At 44.4% G+C, this 15,696-nt stretch carries 12 protein-coding genes; 3 read left to right on the top strand and 9 right to left on the bottom strand.

The annotated features are described in order from the left end of the window. Positions 1–37: 37 nt before the first annotated feature. The 3 genes from MKY42_RS14425 to MKY42_RS14415 form a co-directional block, all read right to left on the bottom strand. On the bottom strand, positions 38–769 hold the full coding sequence (locus MKY42_RS14425; protein WP_090897219.1) for a Stf0 family sulfotransferase: 732 nt from the start codon (positions 767–769) through the stop codon (positions 38–40). A 447-nt stretch (positions 770–1,216) separates the two neighbouring features. Next, positions 1,217–2,041: a stalk domain-containing protein gene (locus tag MKY42_RS14420; RefSeq protein WP_090897214.1), complete on the bottom strand. Its 825-nt coding sequence runs from the start codon at positions 2,039–2,041 to the stop codon at positions 1,217–1,219. Positions 2,042–2,162: 121 nt separating this feature from the next. Next, positions 2,163–3,398, bottom strand: a complete 1,236-nt coding sequence (locus MKY42_RS14415) for an MFS transporter (protein ID WP_090897210.1) — start codon at positions 3,396–3,398, stop codon at positions 2,163–2,165. A 148-nt stretch (positions 3,399–3,546) separates the two neighbouring features. On the opposite strand from MKY42_RS14415, the gene MKY42_RS14410 reads away from it, so the two are divergent. Beyond that, a complete protein-coding gene (locus MKY42_RS14410) occupies positions 3,547–5,313 on the top strand; it encodes an ABC transporter substrate-binding protein (protein WP_339851946.1) in 1,767 nt (588 codons plus the stop codon). Between the two features lie 78 nt (positions 5,314–5,391). Here MKY42_RS14410 and MKY42_RS14405 read toward each other — a convergent pair whose 3' ends face one another. From MKY42_RS14405 to MKY42_RS14390, 4 genes are all read right to left on the bottom strand, one after another. Beyond that, positions 5,392–8,061, bottom strand: coding sequence for a PAS domain S-box protein (locus MKY42_RS14405; RefSeq protein ID WP_090897205.1), 2,670 nt, complete (start codon positions 8,059–8,061; stop codon positions 5,392–5,394). 201 nt (positions 8,062–8,262) lie between these two features. Further along, positions 8,263–10,647, bottom strand: coding sequence for a polyprenyl synthetase family protein (locus MKY42_RS14400; RefSeq protein ID WP_090897200.1), 2,385 nt, complete (start codon positions 10,645–10,647; stop codon positions 8,263–8,265). 189 nt (positions 10,648–10,836) lie between these two features. Next, positions 10,837–11,634 carry a sulfite exporter TauE/SafE family protein gene (locus MKY42_RS14395; RefSeq protein ID WP_090897196.1) on the bottom strand — a complete coding sequence of 266 codons (798 nt, stop codon included), beginning with the start codon at positions 11,632–11,634 and terminating at the stop codon, positions 10,837–10,839. Between the two features lie 732 nt (positions 11,635–12,366). After that, entirely contained in the window at positions 12,367–13,122 is a 756-nt protein-coding gene (locus tag MKY42_RS14390; protein ID WP_111618935.1) for an SDR family NAD(P)-dependent oxidoreductase, read from the bottom strand. 279 nt (positions 13,123–13,401) lie between these two features. Between MKY42_RS14390 and MKY42_RS14385 the strand changes: the two genes are divergently transcribed. Next, positions 13,402–13,620: a hypothetical protein gene (locus MKY42_RS14385; RefSeq protein WP_339851939.1), complete on the top strand. Its 219-nt coding sequence runs from the start codon at positions 13,402–13,404 to the stop codon at positions 13,618–13,620. A 90-nt stretch (positions 13,621–13,710) separates the two neighbouring features. Here MKY42_RS14385 and MKY42_RS14380 read toward each other — a convergent pair whose 3' ends face one another. Next, positions 13,711–14,157: a DUF6376 family protein gene (locus tag MKY42_RS14380; protein WP_339851936.1), complete on the bottom strand. Its 447-nt coding sequence runs from the start codon at positions 14,155–14,157 to the stop codon at positions 13,711–13,713. 171 nt (positions 14,158–14,328) lie between these two features. Between MKY42_RS14380 and MKY42_RS14375 the strand changes: the two genes are divergently transcribed. Continuing rightward, positions 14,329–15,297: a bile acid:sodium symporter family protein gene (locus MKY42_RS14375; RefSeq protein WP_090897187.1), complete on the top strand. Its 969-nt coding sequence runs from the start codon at positions 14,329–14,331 to the stop codon at positions 15,295–15,297. An 89-nt stretch (positions 15,298–15,386) separates the two neighbouring features. On the opposite strand, the gene MKY42_RS14370 is transcribed toward MKY42_RS14375, so the two are convergent. Beyond that, positions 15,387–15,647, bottom strand: a complete 261-nt coding sequence (locus MKY42_RS14370; protein WP_256222030.1) for a hypothetical protein — start codon at positions 15,645–15,647, stop codon at positions 15,387–15,389. Positions 15,648–15,696 lie beyond the last annotated feature (49 nt).

The raw sequence follows: 15,696 nt of genomic DNA, 5'->3' as shown, positions 1-15,696 counted from the left end.
ACGTTTCCAACTCGTGGATGAATCTTACCAAGTGTATTTACCATTTAACATTCTCCCAATCTCTTTGGCATTCTTCCCGAAATCTTTGCACCCATTGTTCAGAAATCTCGTCTGCGATCGGGTCAAAGAACGGGGGCGATACGGTTACACCGTCAGTCTGAACATCCAAAAAATCTAGCACCTGCATGACGGTCCCTTCGTAATCCTGTATAAAATCCTCATAAACAATTGTCAGCGGCACAATGCCTGACTCGGACAGAAAGTCTTCAATTGCTGCTTCGCACATATTACTCTCCACAAGCAGATGTTTAATCGCATCAAAATTATATTGATCTGCAATATCTTGTAACTGAGGGCTGTCTCCGTGCTTGCGGTGCCATTCACCCGAGACAATGGCTCTCCACCATGACACAGCCAATCTGACTTTGTTGCGACGCGTCATGTAAATGTGCTTGGTGCAATTAGGGAAGCCCGTACTCCATACCTCAGCCCGCGATAACGTTGTTGGCAGACTATAGAGACTGCGGAATGCGTCAATCCATCGTTGTTCAAAATTAATTTTGATGCCGAATACTCCGTTCGACGTTGTTCCCTGATCCCAGATCCGTTCCAGATCTTCACGCTTTAATGTGTCTGGGCTCTTATGCTGATAATGCAACCACTCCCTCGGATATCCTGCGACACCCGTAGAACTTAAGGCTTCACCCAGCAGAGTACTGCCGGTTCGTTGGGAAAACCAAATGGTATAACTTTGAGCAGGTCGTTTCATATCGCTGCCTCTCTTTCTCCCCTTAGGGGTGATTTCCCATCAAAAAGTACTACAAAACCTCCCTTCTATGTGCAACAAATTGGGTGGAATGCATGCAAAAAAGCCATAGATGAACTAATGTTCATCTACAGCTTGTAACAATAAGAGAACCATATGAAATAAGAAGCGTTTCCGGATTTCTCCTCTGCACGCAATAATGATGAGCGTCCACGACAGGGGTGCACAAACATGACTGTCTAAACGCCAACACAAAAAAACATTGGTTAAGTCACTTGCTCATGCGTATTCAGTTATCGATTCAGAATGCGCCCTGTCTGGAACATGTTCATCTTAACCACCCGTCACACATATTTGTTGTTTATTGTAATCGCTCCACTGTAATCCGTCAAGATAATATTAACTCAATTGTTATTTCCTTCATGCCACTGAACATCATATGCTACGATTTCAACGATCATAACCCAAATAGGGAATTTCTCTGAGATTAAACATTAACTGATTCACTTTCCATACTCCATTACTGTAAACAAGTTCAATATTTCGATCATTTACATAATGAGAATCACCCGTTAATGTGTTTCCGATTACGAACGATTGGGATAATGTCGCTGTTGTACTGCTTGTGTAATAGACGGAGGTCTCTGGAGCATCGTACACCATCCAATCACTTACGAGATCCTGCCTTTTGAGAATAAATTTGATTAAATCTTCAGTGAAATAAGGCTTGAAATACGTACTGACCTGCTTAATCTGAGACAAGCCTGAAATTTCATTCAATTTCTCTGACAAAACATTTATTCGTCCCTTGGTTATTTTCACAGAATCAGGTATCTGAATGGTCTCCTCTTGCATACTCACTATCATGTTTTGTTTATTCAAGTGGATGATTGCCTGTTTAGTTTGTGGATTCCACTCTAGCTTGGCTCCTAATATTTGGCTGACAAATCGCAGCGGAACGTATGCTGTATTTCGAATTATTTCAACAGGAGAATCCATTTTGATGATCTGTTCATTCACTCTCGCATTTTTAAAGTTAACCACAAGCCAAATTTCTTTTTCATCCGTTTTAATTCGAATGCTTTTCCCTTCCTTATACCACGTTACATCTGCCCCCAAGTTGCTGGACACAACCCTCAAAGGAATTAGCACCCGGTTATTGGACAATACGCCAGTCCCAATCTCTAACGTGTCATTCTCAGCTAAACTCGGCGTTGAAAACGCGGCAAACATAACACACGCCAGCAATGTTAAGGTGAACTTTTTTAATATCATTTGGAACCCCCATGAGGAAATGTTTAACTAATTAACGCTGATTTCTCAATGAAAGTTATGGTCCCCAAAAAAAAATTAAAACAGCTAATGCTTATGTGTCATACAACTGGCATCGCTTAAGCTAGGCACTCACTTGTATGGGTGTGGTCTCCTTCTCCCTGACTACAAGACGCTTATGGGCTACGATAAGAAAAGGCAGTCCAAGTGCAGTGGTCAGGGCCAGCGGTACAAAAACGAACAGACCATTCCCCGTCCCAAATTGGGTTAATAACAGACCTCCCAGAATCGGTGCCATGACGCTGCCCAAGTTATTGAATCCAATTGTGCCAAAGTACGTCCCTTTCCATTCGGGTTTGGCAATACGGTCAATCAGCACATCCATCATGGTGAACATGAGCACTTCCCCAATGGTGAACAGAATGACACTGATCATCAGCAGCATAACGCCTTCAGCTATGCCAAACAGGAACAGACTTGTAGCGACCAGCACGTTTCCAAGAATGAGAGGTACAACCGGTGGGAATTTGCTGGCCACCCGCACAATCGGGAATTGGATTACAAGCACAGTCAACGCATTGAGTGAAAGCATATAGGAAAACACTTGACTTCCATGTTCAAAAAGAGGATTCTGGGCCACATACTGAGCCAGGGTCGAGCTAAAGTGCCCATACCCGAGCACGCAAAACGTAGTTCCGATAAGTACTGGCAAAAATACACGGTCGCGTCCCGTAGTAGCGAGTGCATCTCGTAAACGAGGTGCAGTGACCTGAACATGTTCCGGCAGATTTGCGCGCTGCAATCGAAATTGCAGGAACAAAACCAGGCCGTAAACGATATATACCAACCCGGAGATCATGAACGGAAATGTAGACTCCGCTGATCCAAGCTGAAGACCGATAATAGGTCCAAACACGACACCCAGATTAATGGCCGCATATCTGAGGTTGAAGACAAGCAGTTTATGTTGTGGTGGAGTAATATCCGATAGAAGTGCACGTGACGTGGGCTCAAACACGGCGCGGCATAAACCGTTTAACGTATTGGCCACAAAAAATACCCACAGGTGCTCAGCTGCTGAAAAGATGAAGAAAACACAGGCCCAGCCAAATACGGAGACCATCATGACCACTTTGCGGCCGATTCGATCGGAAATGTAACCTCCATAAAAGCTGACCATAACCCCCGCCAGAGAACTAACCGCGACGGTAATTCCAGTCTGTGTGGGTGTAGCTCCCAGTACCTGAGTCAGATAAATGGATAAAAACGGGATGCTCATGGACGTCACCAGACGTCCAAACATCGTTCCAACAATGATGGTCCAGGCTAAAGGGTGAATTTGACGTAAATGCTGCTTCATGCGTATGGTTCTCCTGTTCTAGATGTTTTTGTCTCAGATGGGCTACCTATGCCCTATCCCTTTATGTATAATTGTATGGATAAAAGGGGGAAATAAAAGTGTAAGAAAACGTGAGCACATTTCACCCTTTATGAAGGAGCACATTCATATGGATACAGCAACAACCCATTATTTGCGTCTTGCCAGAGCAAAAGAACTTGCTCTTCAATTTCATGAATCGGTTCCGGTAACGATCGAGAGCCTTTCCGCTGCCCTATGCTGCACCCCACGCAACGTGAAGTTTATTCTGCGCAAGCTGGAGGAACAAGGCTTTATTCACTGGCAGCCCGGGCGAGGCCGGGGACATCATTCGGAGATGACATTACTGCGCAGTGTGAATGAGGCACTCGAAGAGAGCTTTCTGGAACTCATGGGCAGAGGTAAAATGAAGGAAGCGATCGAGTTGATCGGCAGCACAGAGAAGAACGACGCTCTCCGGGAACGGCTGCTGAATTCATTGAATAAACAGATGGGATTCCAAAGTCATGTTGAAACAGCTTCCGGTCAGGATGTGCTTCGCATGGTGAGATCACGAAGATTGGCAGACCTTGACCCTGCTTTTGTGTATACTGCTTTTGAAACCTATCTGCTTGGACAGGTATGCAGCACGCTAATCACCTATGACGCCAAAACAGGAACCTTCCTGCCGGATCTGGCGCATATGTGGGAGTACAATGAGGAACAAAGAGTTTGGACTTTCTATCTGCGCAAAGGTGTACGATTCCACCATGGTCGGGTCATGACATCCCGAGATGTCCAATCTGCATTGCAACGCTTGCGCACTGTAGACAGTCCATTCATTTGGCTATACCGGGATATTGAGCATACCGAAGTTGTCGGGGATTACTGCATTCGTTTTTATCTAAGTCGGCCTAATCGCTTCTTCCTGAACTTGCTTAGTTGTGTCTCAATGACGATTCTCCCCTATGATGTCGATGTAACCCAACAATTGATTGGTACCGGACCTTTTCGGATCAATGAAATAAATGAAACGGTACTGGTCATAAGCGCATTCGATGCCTATTATGGAATCCGTCCTCATCTGGATCGAGTAGATATTTGGTTTGTACCCAATCTGGGTCCTTATGAGCGCCATTATGAGTTGCCGGGAACAGACCGACTGAAATTAGCTACAGACGATACAGGGACCAACAGTGTTGATTATCCAGCATCAGGATGCCGATACATGCTGTTTAATTTCCGCAAAGCCGGTATTCACCATCAACTGGAATTTAGGCAAGCCATGCGCATTGTATTCGATCCCGTCGCTTTGGTAAGGGAACTGGGCAGCAATCGAATTACACCGGCAAACAGCTTTCTTCCCTGGAAAAGCGCTGAGCATGCTTGGCGCGAGTCTTCTCTTGAGGATGCCCGTGAGCTCCTGCACATCAGTGGATACCAGGGAGAGAAGATTATCCTTGCGTATACTGTGGCTAAAGACCAAAAAGAAGCAGAATGGCTTAAACAACGCGGAGCCTCCATCGGCTTATGTATTGAGCTGCAACCCTTCGTTGAATTTCCCAATGTGAGGGATACAAGCGAAGCCGACCTGATTATCGCAGAAGAAGTTTTGGAAGATGACTGGCAATTTGGCATGATTAATTTCTTCATCAACAAACGCAACTATTTTCATATTTGTTTATCACCTGATTTACAGTCCGTATTTTATCAACAAATGGAGAATTTCCTTCAGCAAAATGAAGAGCAAAGGGCGTTGCTGCTCAATAAAGCAGAGGATTTGCTTCGCGATAACTGCTGGATATTGTACGGCTGCCACATGAATAAAAAAGCCCTGCTTAATCAAAGTCTCTTTGGCCTTCATACCGCTGAGTTTGGGTTCATGGATATCTCCAAACTATGGATCAAAAATCAGTAATTTAGTGATTCCCGGAATGGGACATAGCAAAAAAAGCCGCTAACATATCTATCGATAAGTTAACGGCTACATTGCTAATCAAAAGTCCCTTCTTACGGAATGTTGAATTGAATGGTATGCAGTGGGATGATTCTTTATTTGGTAAAACTCCTCCATCACTTGCATAATGGATTCACTTTTAATTGGTTTGCTTACATACGCATCCATTCCAGCCTTCAGACATTTGTCCATATCCCCTCGAACTGCGTTTGCAGTAACCGCAACAATATAAGGGCATGCCTCTGGCCGGATTGATTCCTTAATCGCTTTGGTCGCTTCAAATCCATTCAGTCGAGGCATGTGCACATCCATGAACACAATATCGTACGAACTTCGTTTGACAGCTTCCACTGCCTCTAAACCATTCACGACATGATCAACAAGATGTCCTTTCTTCTCAATCATCCGGCGCAGAACAAGCTGGTTCACCTCATTGTCCTCCGCAATCAGAATTCGAAGTTGATCCGTTTTATTCTTTTTCTGTTGTAGATCGTATCTGTTGAATTCCTCCATGTTGCTGGTTTTAAACGACGCTGTAAACATAAATGTGGTCCCCGGATCGCCGGACTCTTCAATCCAGATATCACCCTGCATAAGCTCTACAAGCTTCTTGCTGATGGCCAGTCCAAGTCCCGTACCTTGAGGCTTGCGTGTCATGAAATTCTCCAATTGGTAGAAGGCTTCGAATAAATGCTCCCTTTTCTCCACTGGAATTCCAATCCCTGTATCCTTCACCTTGAACTGAAATTGAATGTCATTGTATTGTTGTCCGGTAACCTTCACCTCGATTTCAATACTGCCTTCCGGGGTGAACTTCACAGCATTGCCGATGATGTTGGTTAGGACCTGTTTTAGACGGTAAGCATCCCCAAACACGGGAACAGGAATGGCGTCATCCAGGCTTAGACGAAGATCCAACTGCTTCTCCCGAATCATTGGCGTTACGATCTTAACCGTCTCCGTCACAATTTCCTTAAGATCGAAGGGTTCATCCATCAAATCGGTTTTACCCGACTCTATTTTGGAAAAGTCCAGAATATCATTAATAATCGCAAGCAACGAATCCCCGCTTTTTTGGATGATTTCAATATATTCCTTTTGTTCTCCGCTAAGTCCAGGTGTGTCCAGAAGCAAGTCCGTCATCCCAATTACTCCGTTCATGGGTGTACGGATCTCATGGCTCATCATCGCCAAAAACTCACTTTTGGCCTTATTCATTCGTTCAGCAGTCTCTTTGGCTACAAGAAGCTTTTTCTGTTCCGTAATATCCTTCGCAATTAAGTAGAACCCTACGTTTTTCTCATTAATAATGATAGGGGCAAGCGTTGCCAAAACTTCTGTCTCAGAACCATTTACGTGCTGAATAGCATTGATTTCTTTTTCAGCCATCTCATACTGGCTATTGAGAATCAGTCCCAGATGATACGGTCCGATAAACCTGCATATACTGGTTCCGATCATTTCCACAACCGGGCATCCCGTCATTTTCATAGCTACCGGGTTGGCATTTATGATATTGCCGTCCATATCAAAAGAAATGATGGCATCATGATTATATTTCTTGAGTGAAGTATAACGTTCCACCGACTCCTGAAGCTTGAATTCGACGAGTTTACGCTCTGTAATATCCTGCAAAGTCCCGTTTAGCTGTATCGGTCGTTGATCCTCATCAAAGGTAATTAACCCTCGCAGATGAAGATACTTTTCTTTACCATTTGAGCCCAGATGCCGATATTCAAAATCAAGCGGTTGGCCTGTTTTCACCCATTCAATACAGTCCTTCAACCGCTGCTCCTCCGCCTGTTCCATGAATGCAAAGATATCGCTGGCCTTATACTGCTTATTGTTATCAATTTCAAACATCTCGTATATTTGATCGGACATTGAAACATGGCCACTCAGCATGTTCCACTCCCAACTGCCAATCATGGCTATCCGTTCAGCCTCTGCACTAATTTCCTCATGTTTCTTTCTCTCCGATATATCGCGCCCAATGGCAAGGATTTGTTGTTCTTGCCCAGGCTCCCCGATAACCTTATATGTGGTTTCAAACCATAGACTGTGCCCATCTTTATGGCGAGCCTGCATATTCAACATATGACCTGTGCTCAAATCGATCTGTGAGACACGTTCCAGGTCCTGTGGGTGAAAAACGGCAGTATTGTTATTGCCAACCACTTCTTCTGGAGAATAACCAAGCAGATTATAAATAGAAGGAGAACAATAGCGACAAATCCCGTCAATGGTCGCAATATAGATGATTTCTTGTGCATTATCAGAAATAAGTTTGAACATTTCTTCCGTTTGAAGCAGCTTTTGTTCGGTTGTTTTATGATCCGTAATATCTACAACATGGCAAATAAAATACAGAGGTTCTCCACTGACTTCGTTCATAGCCAATGAGACATGTAGTGATATCCATACAACATCTCCATTTTTCTGAATATAACGTTTTTCGAATTTGTACTCTTGCGATTTACCTTCACACAGTTCGCGCTCGTACATCAGATCCTGTGCAAAATCATCGGGATGGGTGATATCCTTGTAATGAAGATGGATTAATTCTTGAGCTGTATAACCCAGCATTCTGCAAAAAGCAGGATTCACTTTCATCCACTGTCCTGTTGGAGCAACAAGTGCAATCCCAATAGGTGCTTGATTATAAATCTGCTCAAACAATTCGTGATGATCGACCTTTTGAACCTGCATCTTAAGCTCTCCTTTTGGTGTATAAACACAATATTTGCTTAATACCCGAATTTTTCATTGTTGAAACATCTCATTTTCTAAACGTTTGTGTCATTAAAGCAAAATAAGACCTGGATTCTATTCACATGGAATCCAGGCACCTTTGTTTTATTTCATATAAACCAGCCGAAGATGGGAATGAGATTTAGTCAAAAAAAGAATTTACCGCTCCCGTCCAATGATGTAATCCAACAGATGCCTCAGAAAAGAGATCGGCTTCGGCATTTCGTTCAGCGCATCGGTTGCAAGACAATAGTGCTCCCACATCTCTTTCTTCGCGCCATCTTCACCCAAAATGGATACAAAGGTTGAGCTATTGTTCCGTACATCCTGACCTGCCGGCTTTCCGAGTACCCGATGATCCCCTTCCAGGTCCAGCAGGTCATCCTTAATTTGAAAGGCGATACCCGCATGATACGCAAACTTCTTTAAGGATGCAATCTCCGCTTCCTTCACTTGAGCCAGAATGGCTGGCATCACAAGTGCAGCCTCGAAAGCAATACCTGTTTTGTAGAAACAGATCATGTTCAATTGTTCAAGGGACAGCGTTTTTCCTTTAGCATTCAGATCCATCGCCTGTCCCATGCACATATCCTCTGCTTTTTCAGCGGAATATTGAATCAGGGTAAGCACGGTTGAGGCATCAAACTGATTGAGGGAAGATTGCTCGCCAATGGCCTTTTGGATGAGAAATAAACCTGTCAATTCCGCTGTTGCGCTGTTGTGCACCTGATGTAAGGTAGAGCGCCCCCGCCGGGTCGAAGCATTATCCTGGGTCGGCAGGTCATCAAAGATCAGTGAAGCGGTATGCATGTATTCCAGTGATCTCAGAAGAGGAATGATAGATGATTCATGCAGACCATATTCACGCACACCCATCACCCAGGTCAGAATCGGCCTTAGCCGTTTTCCATCTCCTTGAAGACTGTAATTCGCAGCATCAATAAGCGTGCCTTTCATCTCTGGAAGACCACCCGGCTTGGATATCTGTAATTCAATATTGATCTGTTCACGAACCGTGCGAATCGTATCCAGAAAATCCTGTTTTTCGCGCTTGTCATTCTGCAATTGGAGGATGACCTGATCCCGCAGCAATTTATCTAGGAAATCCACATCATCGGCTTTTCGCACCATTTGTTGAATGAGGCGATTGAATTCCGGTTGTCCGGAGGCAAAGATGTTCATCACTTCGTTGTATTGTTCCTGACCCAACCGCTCTTTACAACGCTTAAGTCCATTAATAGCACGATCCAGTATGACCTCACGAGTCTTCGCATCGGAATGATACACCTCATGAATCAGATAAGAGATAACCGCCCAGTATAGCTCATACGGATTAATTAAATCGGGCCGCAGGTCACGATACTTCAGATAGTAGGTATACGGAGTCACGGCTCCTTCCTCCATATCGTCAAACATATCCGCGAAATCGTCTGCGAGCTGATTATATATGCCATAGTAGAACGTCCGCAGATCAAACCCTTCATCCGCCGATGCACTAAGCACAGAACGAACAATGAGTCTGGAGGATGAGGATTTAATAATAATCGGGATATAAAGTTCTTCATTGGAATAATTCGCGTTGGACAATTTCTTGGCACGGTCTATTTCCTGAGACTGAAAGAATACATAGGATTGCTCGAAGAACGTACGCTGCGTCTCAGGGCGCTGGTAGTTCTTGATATACTCGAACGCATCACGCAGCTCGCCATGAACATATTGAATGACTTGGAGATTGGCTCCCTTCCATTCGCCGATATCCGGTACGATCCCGGTGAGAAGCGCATTCCGAATCAAGAGAGAATACTGCTGCTTCTCTTGCGCAGTCAACGCCTGCGAATCCAGCAGGTCATCAATAAATGGATAGGTCAGTCCGTAAGAATAACCAAGCCGAATTGCAGCATCCAGCCTCTCGGAACGCTCTGCCTGGGGAGTCTCATCATTCATATCATCGTTCACATGCAGAACAACGCCAAGAATGATCTTGAGAAGCTTGCGCTGCGCCTGTTCTGCATCCAGTTCTTTGGGGATATTGGATGCGACATTTTTTAATTTGCTGATGACCCAGATAACGGCTGTTTCCACGTTCTCCTTCTGAGCCCAGCGATACAAGGCAGCCAGACTGATATAGTCCGTTTTTCCCTTGCGTCGGGTTGTATTTGAACGCATAAAGTACGCTTTGGTATCCTGAGCAACACGCTGAATGCGTGCTTGGGTGTCCGGGGAATCCAGTGCTTTGCCCAGATCCCGCATATAGATGTAAGAAATACTCCGATCCAAGTAATCATCCAGTTTTCCTGCAACATTCAGCCAATGGATATATCTATGAGCATCCCGGGAATCCGGTTTTCTTTGACTTGTTGATAAAAAAGATAACCAGGAAAACGGTTGAATATGTTTCTTTTGCCACAACTGAATATCTTGCGTAAGGGCAGTTATATACGTGTTATTCAGAAGTTGTTCATGAAGAGAAGTAAAATACTGAGCGGCCTTCTGCTCAGCCAGCCGATATCCTGCATCAGCCTGATCTGTAAGTACGTTATTCATAGGATGGTTACCTCAACTTCTCATAATGTTAAACATGTATCCATGAAAGGAGTTTGAGGGTGCTCCATGGACGAAAACTGATGTGAATTCATGCAACAACAAATTCGCCAGCTCATGTTCATAACCTTTATACGGCATTCCATCCGTTTGGTTACGAAATCGTCATGGTCGCTTCTATCCTATGCGGTTTTACAAAATGGAAGACCATACCTTCACTGCTGTAATGGCGATAAGAACCATCAGTCCGTACCGAAGCAGTCTCACATTAATCATTGAACTCACTTTGGAACCGAGAGAAGCTCCAAGCAGACTCCCGATCACCGTATAAATGATGGGCTCCAGCGGAATGTCTCCACCCAGAATCTTGCCCACCACCCCACCAATGGCGGAGATGAACACTATCGCAAGTGAAGAAGCAATGGTCGTCCGGGTAGGGATCTTAAGCACGGTGAGCATGATTGGAATCAATATAAAAGCACCACCCGCACCGACAATTCCCGAGACGATCCCCACGGCAAGAGCCGATCCTGCCGCAACATATGTGTTGAATGTCAGCTGTCCAGCCGAGACTTCTGTTCCCTTACCAGGGATCAGCATGAGCACAATCGCGATAATGGCCAGAATGCCATAGATCAGATTGATGACTTCTCCATTCAGATGACCGGATATGAATCCGCCGATCAGACTCCCAACCAAAATACTGGAGCCCATGTAAGCCACCAGACCTTTATGAATGAGAACTTCACTCTTTTTCCCGTTCCCTGTTCTTCTAATGTAGGCAATCACACCAGCAAGTGAGGCAAAAAACACCTGAAACATGCTGATCGACGACACCTCATGTGCGGTGAACGGTTCCAGCCCCATGAGAGAAGGTACATACAACAACAACGGGTAATTAATTATGGCTCCACCAATACCCAGCAAACCGGAGAAGAAGGAACCGACCAGACCCAGTATAAACATGATGACAAAAAGCAGAGTATCCATCGGTTTTTCTTCCTTTCTTGCGGTGTGAAACATGATGCAAAAAACAGTATACGCAGTTAAAATAATCAGCTATAATAAAAACCAAGTAAATTAATCCGAAATGAGTGATTAAGCATGTTTAACGTGTTGAAGACTCTTTTTGAAAATAAATGCCCGCTATGCAACGAAAAATTACAATGTCACAGTGATGCGTTATGCGCAACAAAAACATGCTCACACTGTCACTACAAAGAAGAGAGTTATGGCTCTCTCGGTGTGCGTATTGTCTATGACACCACAAAATGATAAAAGACGCATGTCCACTTATTGTATCATGATCTCTGAACAACCGGGATGACTATATAAAATTATTTTCATAATGAATACTCTTCGTATATGGAATACAAAAAGGGGATGTCCCATAAGTCATGAATATGACAGGGGGCATCCCTTGTTCGTGTTATTTTGTTTGAATGAACCTGAGACACGCTATTCGCTTCCATTGGCCCAGATCTGAGAACTAACGAATCACAGAGACGTTATTTCGTCGATTTGGTCCATTTTTCAGGTTTTGGCAAAGTGTTATGACGAAGTAGCGTTACTGAGGTTCGTTAAATCTTGCCAGCGTTGATGATCCGCCTTTTAAGGTGCGGTAGGTTCGTTAGCGCATGGAACGAGGAAGAATTCCTTTTGAGATAGCCTCTTATCCTTTTATTTTTCGGAGACGGACTGGACTATTTTACAGCTCAAATCTTATTTTGTTTTGAAGCTGAGGAATCCATCATCTACCGCTATCGTTGTACCATTCACTGCACTGGCAGCGTCACTGAACAGGAAGGTTACAACACTCGCAACTTTCTCCGGTTGAATGAGCTCTCCCCGCATATGTTGCGTGGCAAGCGCATCCTTCATCGCTCTGTCATCACCCAGAATCGGTGTCTCGATGAAGCCTGGCGCTACACCAACCACACGAATGCCATGTTCAGCAAGTTCCAAGGCACCGGATTTGGACATCATTACGACAGCCGCCTTGGCTGCATTGTAGTTAAAGCTTCCCACAGCGGCAATACTTCCGTAGATCGATGCTGTATTGACGATGGTGCCTTGTACATTCAGTTCAACCATTTTTTTGGCGCCATAATACATGCCGTAATACACACTGTGCTGGTCAACATCGATTACTCTGTGATAGGATTCCGGGTCCATCTCCAGAAATGGCTTCACAAGTCCAATGCCCGCGTTGTTGAAAATACCGCTCAATGTTCCGTATTTTTCTACGGTCCAGTCGATCAGGGCCTTGATCTCGTCTCCTTTGGATACGTCCACTTTGTATGCTCCAGCTGTGCCGCCCCCTGCTTCAATCTCCGATGCAAGCTTTTTGGCACCCTCTTCGTTATAGTCTGCTATAACAATCGTTGCACCCAGATCCGAGAGCTGAAGCGCTGTTTCTTTACCAATACCACTCGCTCCGCCAGTGATAATGATTACTTTTCCATTTTGTTCAGACATAACGCAGGTCTCCTTTGATAAGAACATATTTTTTAAACTAAAGTAAGTAACTATATTTTTTTCTGTTCTTTAATCATATTAAACAGTTCATCGCTTTGTCAAACGATGGGAAATGATTTCTCCACTATGAGAAAAATGTCATATCCAGCACACAAACCCATTATATAGTCTTGCTAGTGTGAAGCTAAATATTCATCGGATTCGGAAGCACGGTCGAATTTTTCCTTACTCATAAAAAACGCAGCCAACAGAGCAATAAACGCCGGGAAAATGACCCTAATGACCGCCGTAAAGTCATCATTGTGCCTTGTTTACGAAAACAAGGAAGAGGTCAGCAGCACATACCTCACCCTTCATGCCGCTATGGTTAATCTGGCTTCCACTTACACAGAGGAAGAGCTGGAGCTTATTACAGGGTTTCTGAGTAAAGCAGGAGATGTCCTGGATGAACAGATTGAAGATTTAAGCTCCAAAATCCGTGGCAAATCAACATCTTGATATTAGAAAAATAAGAAGGACGATATCCGCAAGTGATCGAAATCACTCCGGTATATCGTCCTTTTTCATGAGATGAACCTGGTTTAAATCTTAATTGGCTTCGATTCCAAGCCCGCTTAACGGATCTTTTAAACCATTAATATTGGTGATCAATTCGGGAATCCCTGTCTTTTCCCAGTTTTCTGCCGTAAAGCCCTGCTCTGCAAGCGTGTTCTCAAATTGACCCACCACTTCGGTTAATTGATTGTTGTAACTGACCAGATTTTCATGAATGCTTTCCCCGATCGCTGGTGCTGTCAGCTGAGAGAATTCACTGGCTTCCGCCTGAATCTGATCTATTTTCTCCTGTACCTGCGTTGTTATTTCCGGGTTACTCACCGCTCCCGATGCGAGTTCTTGCAGATCGGCTCCGGCGTTCGATACTTGCTCTATATAATCAGTAGCCCCACTAACGTAATTCAAACTTTGATTCGCTTGTTCTACAACAGAACAGGCAGATAACACAAGAATACTTGACGCAATAAGGCCTGCCATCATCAATGTGTGCTTTCTTTTCCGTTTGATTATGACCATCTCCCCTTCTTCAACTTGAAGTGTTTCTTCCAAATTTATGATAACTGCTCCGTATGCTACATTGCAAATGGGTCTGCACTCAGCGTTATTAACATGTATAATAAAGGAATCATACGGTAAAGGGATGTCATGAATATGCTTCAGGCCTTAAATGTACGCTTGAACCGCATCATGCCACTGATTACTCCAATCAGTATTATTATTGGCGTTCTTTGCGGGAGTCTTCTTTCTTCTTATACCTTTTTGTCGCCATGGCTTTTTGCGTTCATGACGTTTGCCGGAAGCATCAGTCTCGGGATACGGGATTTTGTGAACGTGATGAAGAAGCCTTTTCCGCTATTTGTTTGTCTGTTTATTTTGCATCTGGCGATGCCTCTCATTGCTCTGGGCATGGGTCATCTCGTTTTCCCAACGGATGCCTACACGATAACTGGGCTTGTGCTGGCTGCCCTTATTCCGACAGGTGTGAGCAGCTTTATCTGGGTTAGCATCTATCGGGGCAATATCGCGCTGACGCTGTCGATTATCCTGATTGACACTATACTTGCTCCTTTCGTCGTACCTGGCGTGTTATCCTTGCTGATCGGCACTAGCGTATCGCTGGATATAGCAGCCATGATGAGCAGTCTGTTCTGGATGATCGTTGTTCCCTCTTTGCTTGGGATGCTTTTGAATGAATGGACCAAAGGGGCCATTGTCCCCGTCTGGGGGCCCAGACTGAATCCGTTCTCCAAATTGTTCATGGCAGCGGTTGTTGCGATTAATGGCTCTGTTGTTGCTCCTTATTTGTCTGACTTTAACTGGCAGCTTGCTGGTCTGGCAGCGATCATTATTTTTCTGGCCTCATTCGGCTATGCTCTGAGTTACTTCATTGCCCGATTACTCGGTTGGAATGAAGCCGATCAGGTCGCGCTTGTGTTCAACGGAGGCATGCGCAATATTAGTTCAGGAGCGGTGCTTGCCGTATCGTATTTCCCTCCACCAGTAGCCGTCCCGGTTGTGCTCGGCATGGTATTTCAACAGATGTTGGCCTCGCTTGCAGGATACCTGCTTGGCCGCCGCTCGCAGACGCTTCACAATGCTGATAAGACGTCTGCAGCCTAGTACAAAATAAGCAAAGCAAAAACGCCGACCATATGGTCGGCGTTTTTTTGGGGTATCACTATACACTATTTGCTAATTCTTCTTGAAAACTAATAATTCGAATCGTAGAACGTTGCTGAAACACCCAGAACAACGAGAAGTATCCATATTACAATTCCAATCGCTGCCCACAGCAATGCTGCTTTGGCATAATTGGCTTTGGAAGGGTTAGAATCTCCAAATGCCCATACAAACAACATAATAATGTTTACAAGCGGAATCGCCATAAGGAACAATGTGAGCATCCAACTACCGAAACTTACTGGCTGTGGTCCTGGCTTATGTACTCTTTGACTAGCAACTTCTGACATAATATTTCTCCCTCCTTTCTTCTTCATTTCAATTGCTACCTGCTAAGAC

Origin of the sequence: Paenibacillus sp. FSL W7-1088 (genome assembly GCF_037969855.1) — a bacterium.
GTDB lineage: Bacteria > Bacillota > Bacilli > Paenibacillales > Paenibacillaceae > Paenibacillus.
The sequence above is the reverse complement of the archived record's forward strand: the minus strand, read 5'-3'. Positions and strand labels throughout refer to the sequence as shown.

Bases quoted from the DNA above. Each gene is read 5' to 3' on its own strand.
- MKY42_RS14425 (WP_090897219.1), bottom strand. From the start codon at position 769: ATGAAACGACCTGCTCAAAGTTATACCATTTGGTTTTCCCAACGAACC.
- MKY42_RS14420 (WP_090897214.1), bottom strand. From the start codon at position 2,041: ATGATATTAAAAAAGTTCACCTTAACATTGCTGGCGTGTGTTATGTTT.
- MKY42_RS14415 (WP_090897210.1), bottom strand. From the start codon at position 3,398: ATGAAGCAGCATTTACGTCAAATTCACCCTTTAGCCTGGACCATCATT.
- MKY42_RS14410 (WP_339851946.1), top strand. From the start codon at position 3,547: ATGGATACAGCAACAACCCATTATTTGCGTCTTGCCAGAGCAAAAGAA.
- MKY42_RS14405 (WP_090897205.1), bottom strand. From the start codon at position 8,061: ATGCAGGTTCAAAAGGTCGATCATCACGAATTGTTTGAGCAGATTTAT.
- MKY42_RS14400 (WP_090897200.1), bottom strand. From the start codon at position 10,647: ATGAATAACGTACTTACAGATCAGGCTGATGCAGGATATCGGCTGGCT.
- MKY42_RS14395 (WP_090897196.1), bottom strand. From the start codon at position 11,634: ATGGATACTCTGCTTTTTGTCATCATGTTTATACTGGGTCTGGTCGGT.
- MKY42_RS14390 (WP_111618935.1), bottom strand. From the start codon at position 13,122: ATGTCTGAACAAAATGGAAAAGTAATCATTATCACTGGCGGAGCGAGT.
- MKY42_RS14385 (WP_339851939.1), top strand. From the start codon at position 13,402: ATGACCGCCGTAAAGTCATCATTGTGCCTTGTTTACGAAAACAAGGAA.
- MKY42_RS14380 (WP_339851936.1), bottom strand. From the start codon at position 14,157: ATGATGGCAGGCCTTATTGCGTCAAGTATTCTTGTGTTATCTGCCTGT.
- MKY42_RS14375 (WP_090897187.1), top strand. From the start codon at position 14,329: ATGCTTCAGGCCTTAAATGTACGCTTGAACCGCATCATGCCACTGATT.
- MKY42_RS14370 (WP_256222030.1), bottom strand. From the start codon at position 15,647: ATGTCAGAAGTTGCTAGTCAAAGAGTACATAAGCCAGGACCACAGCCA.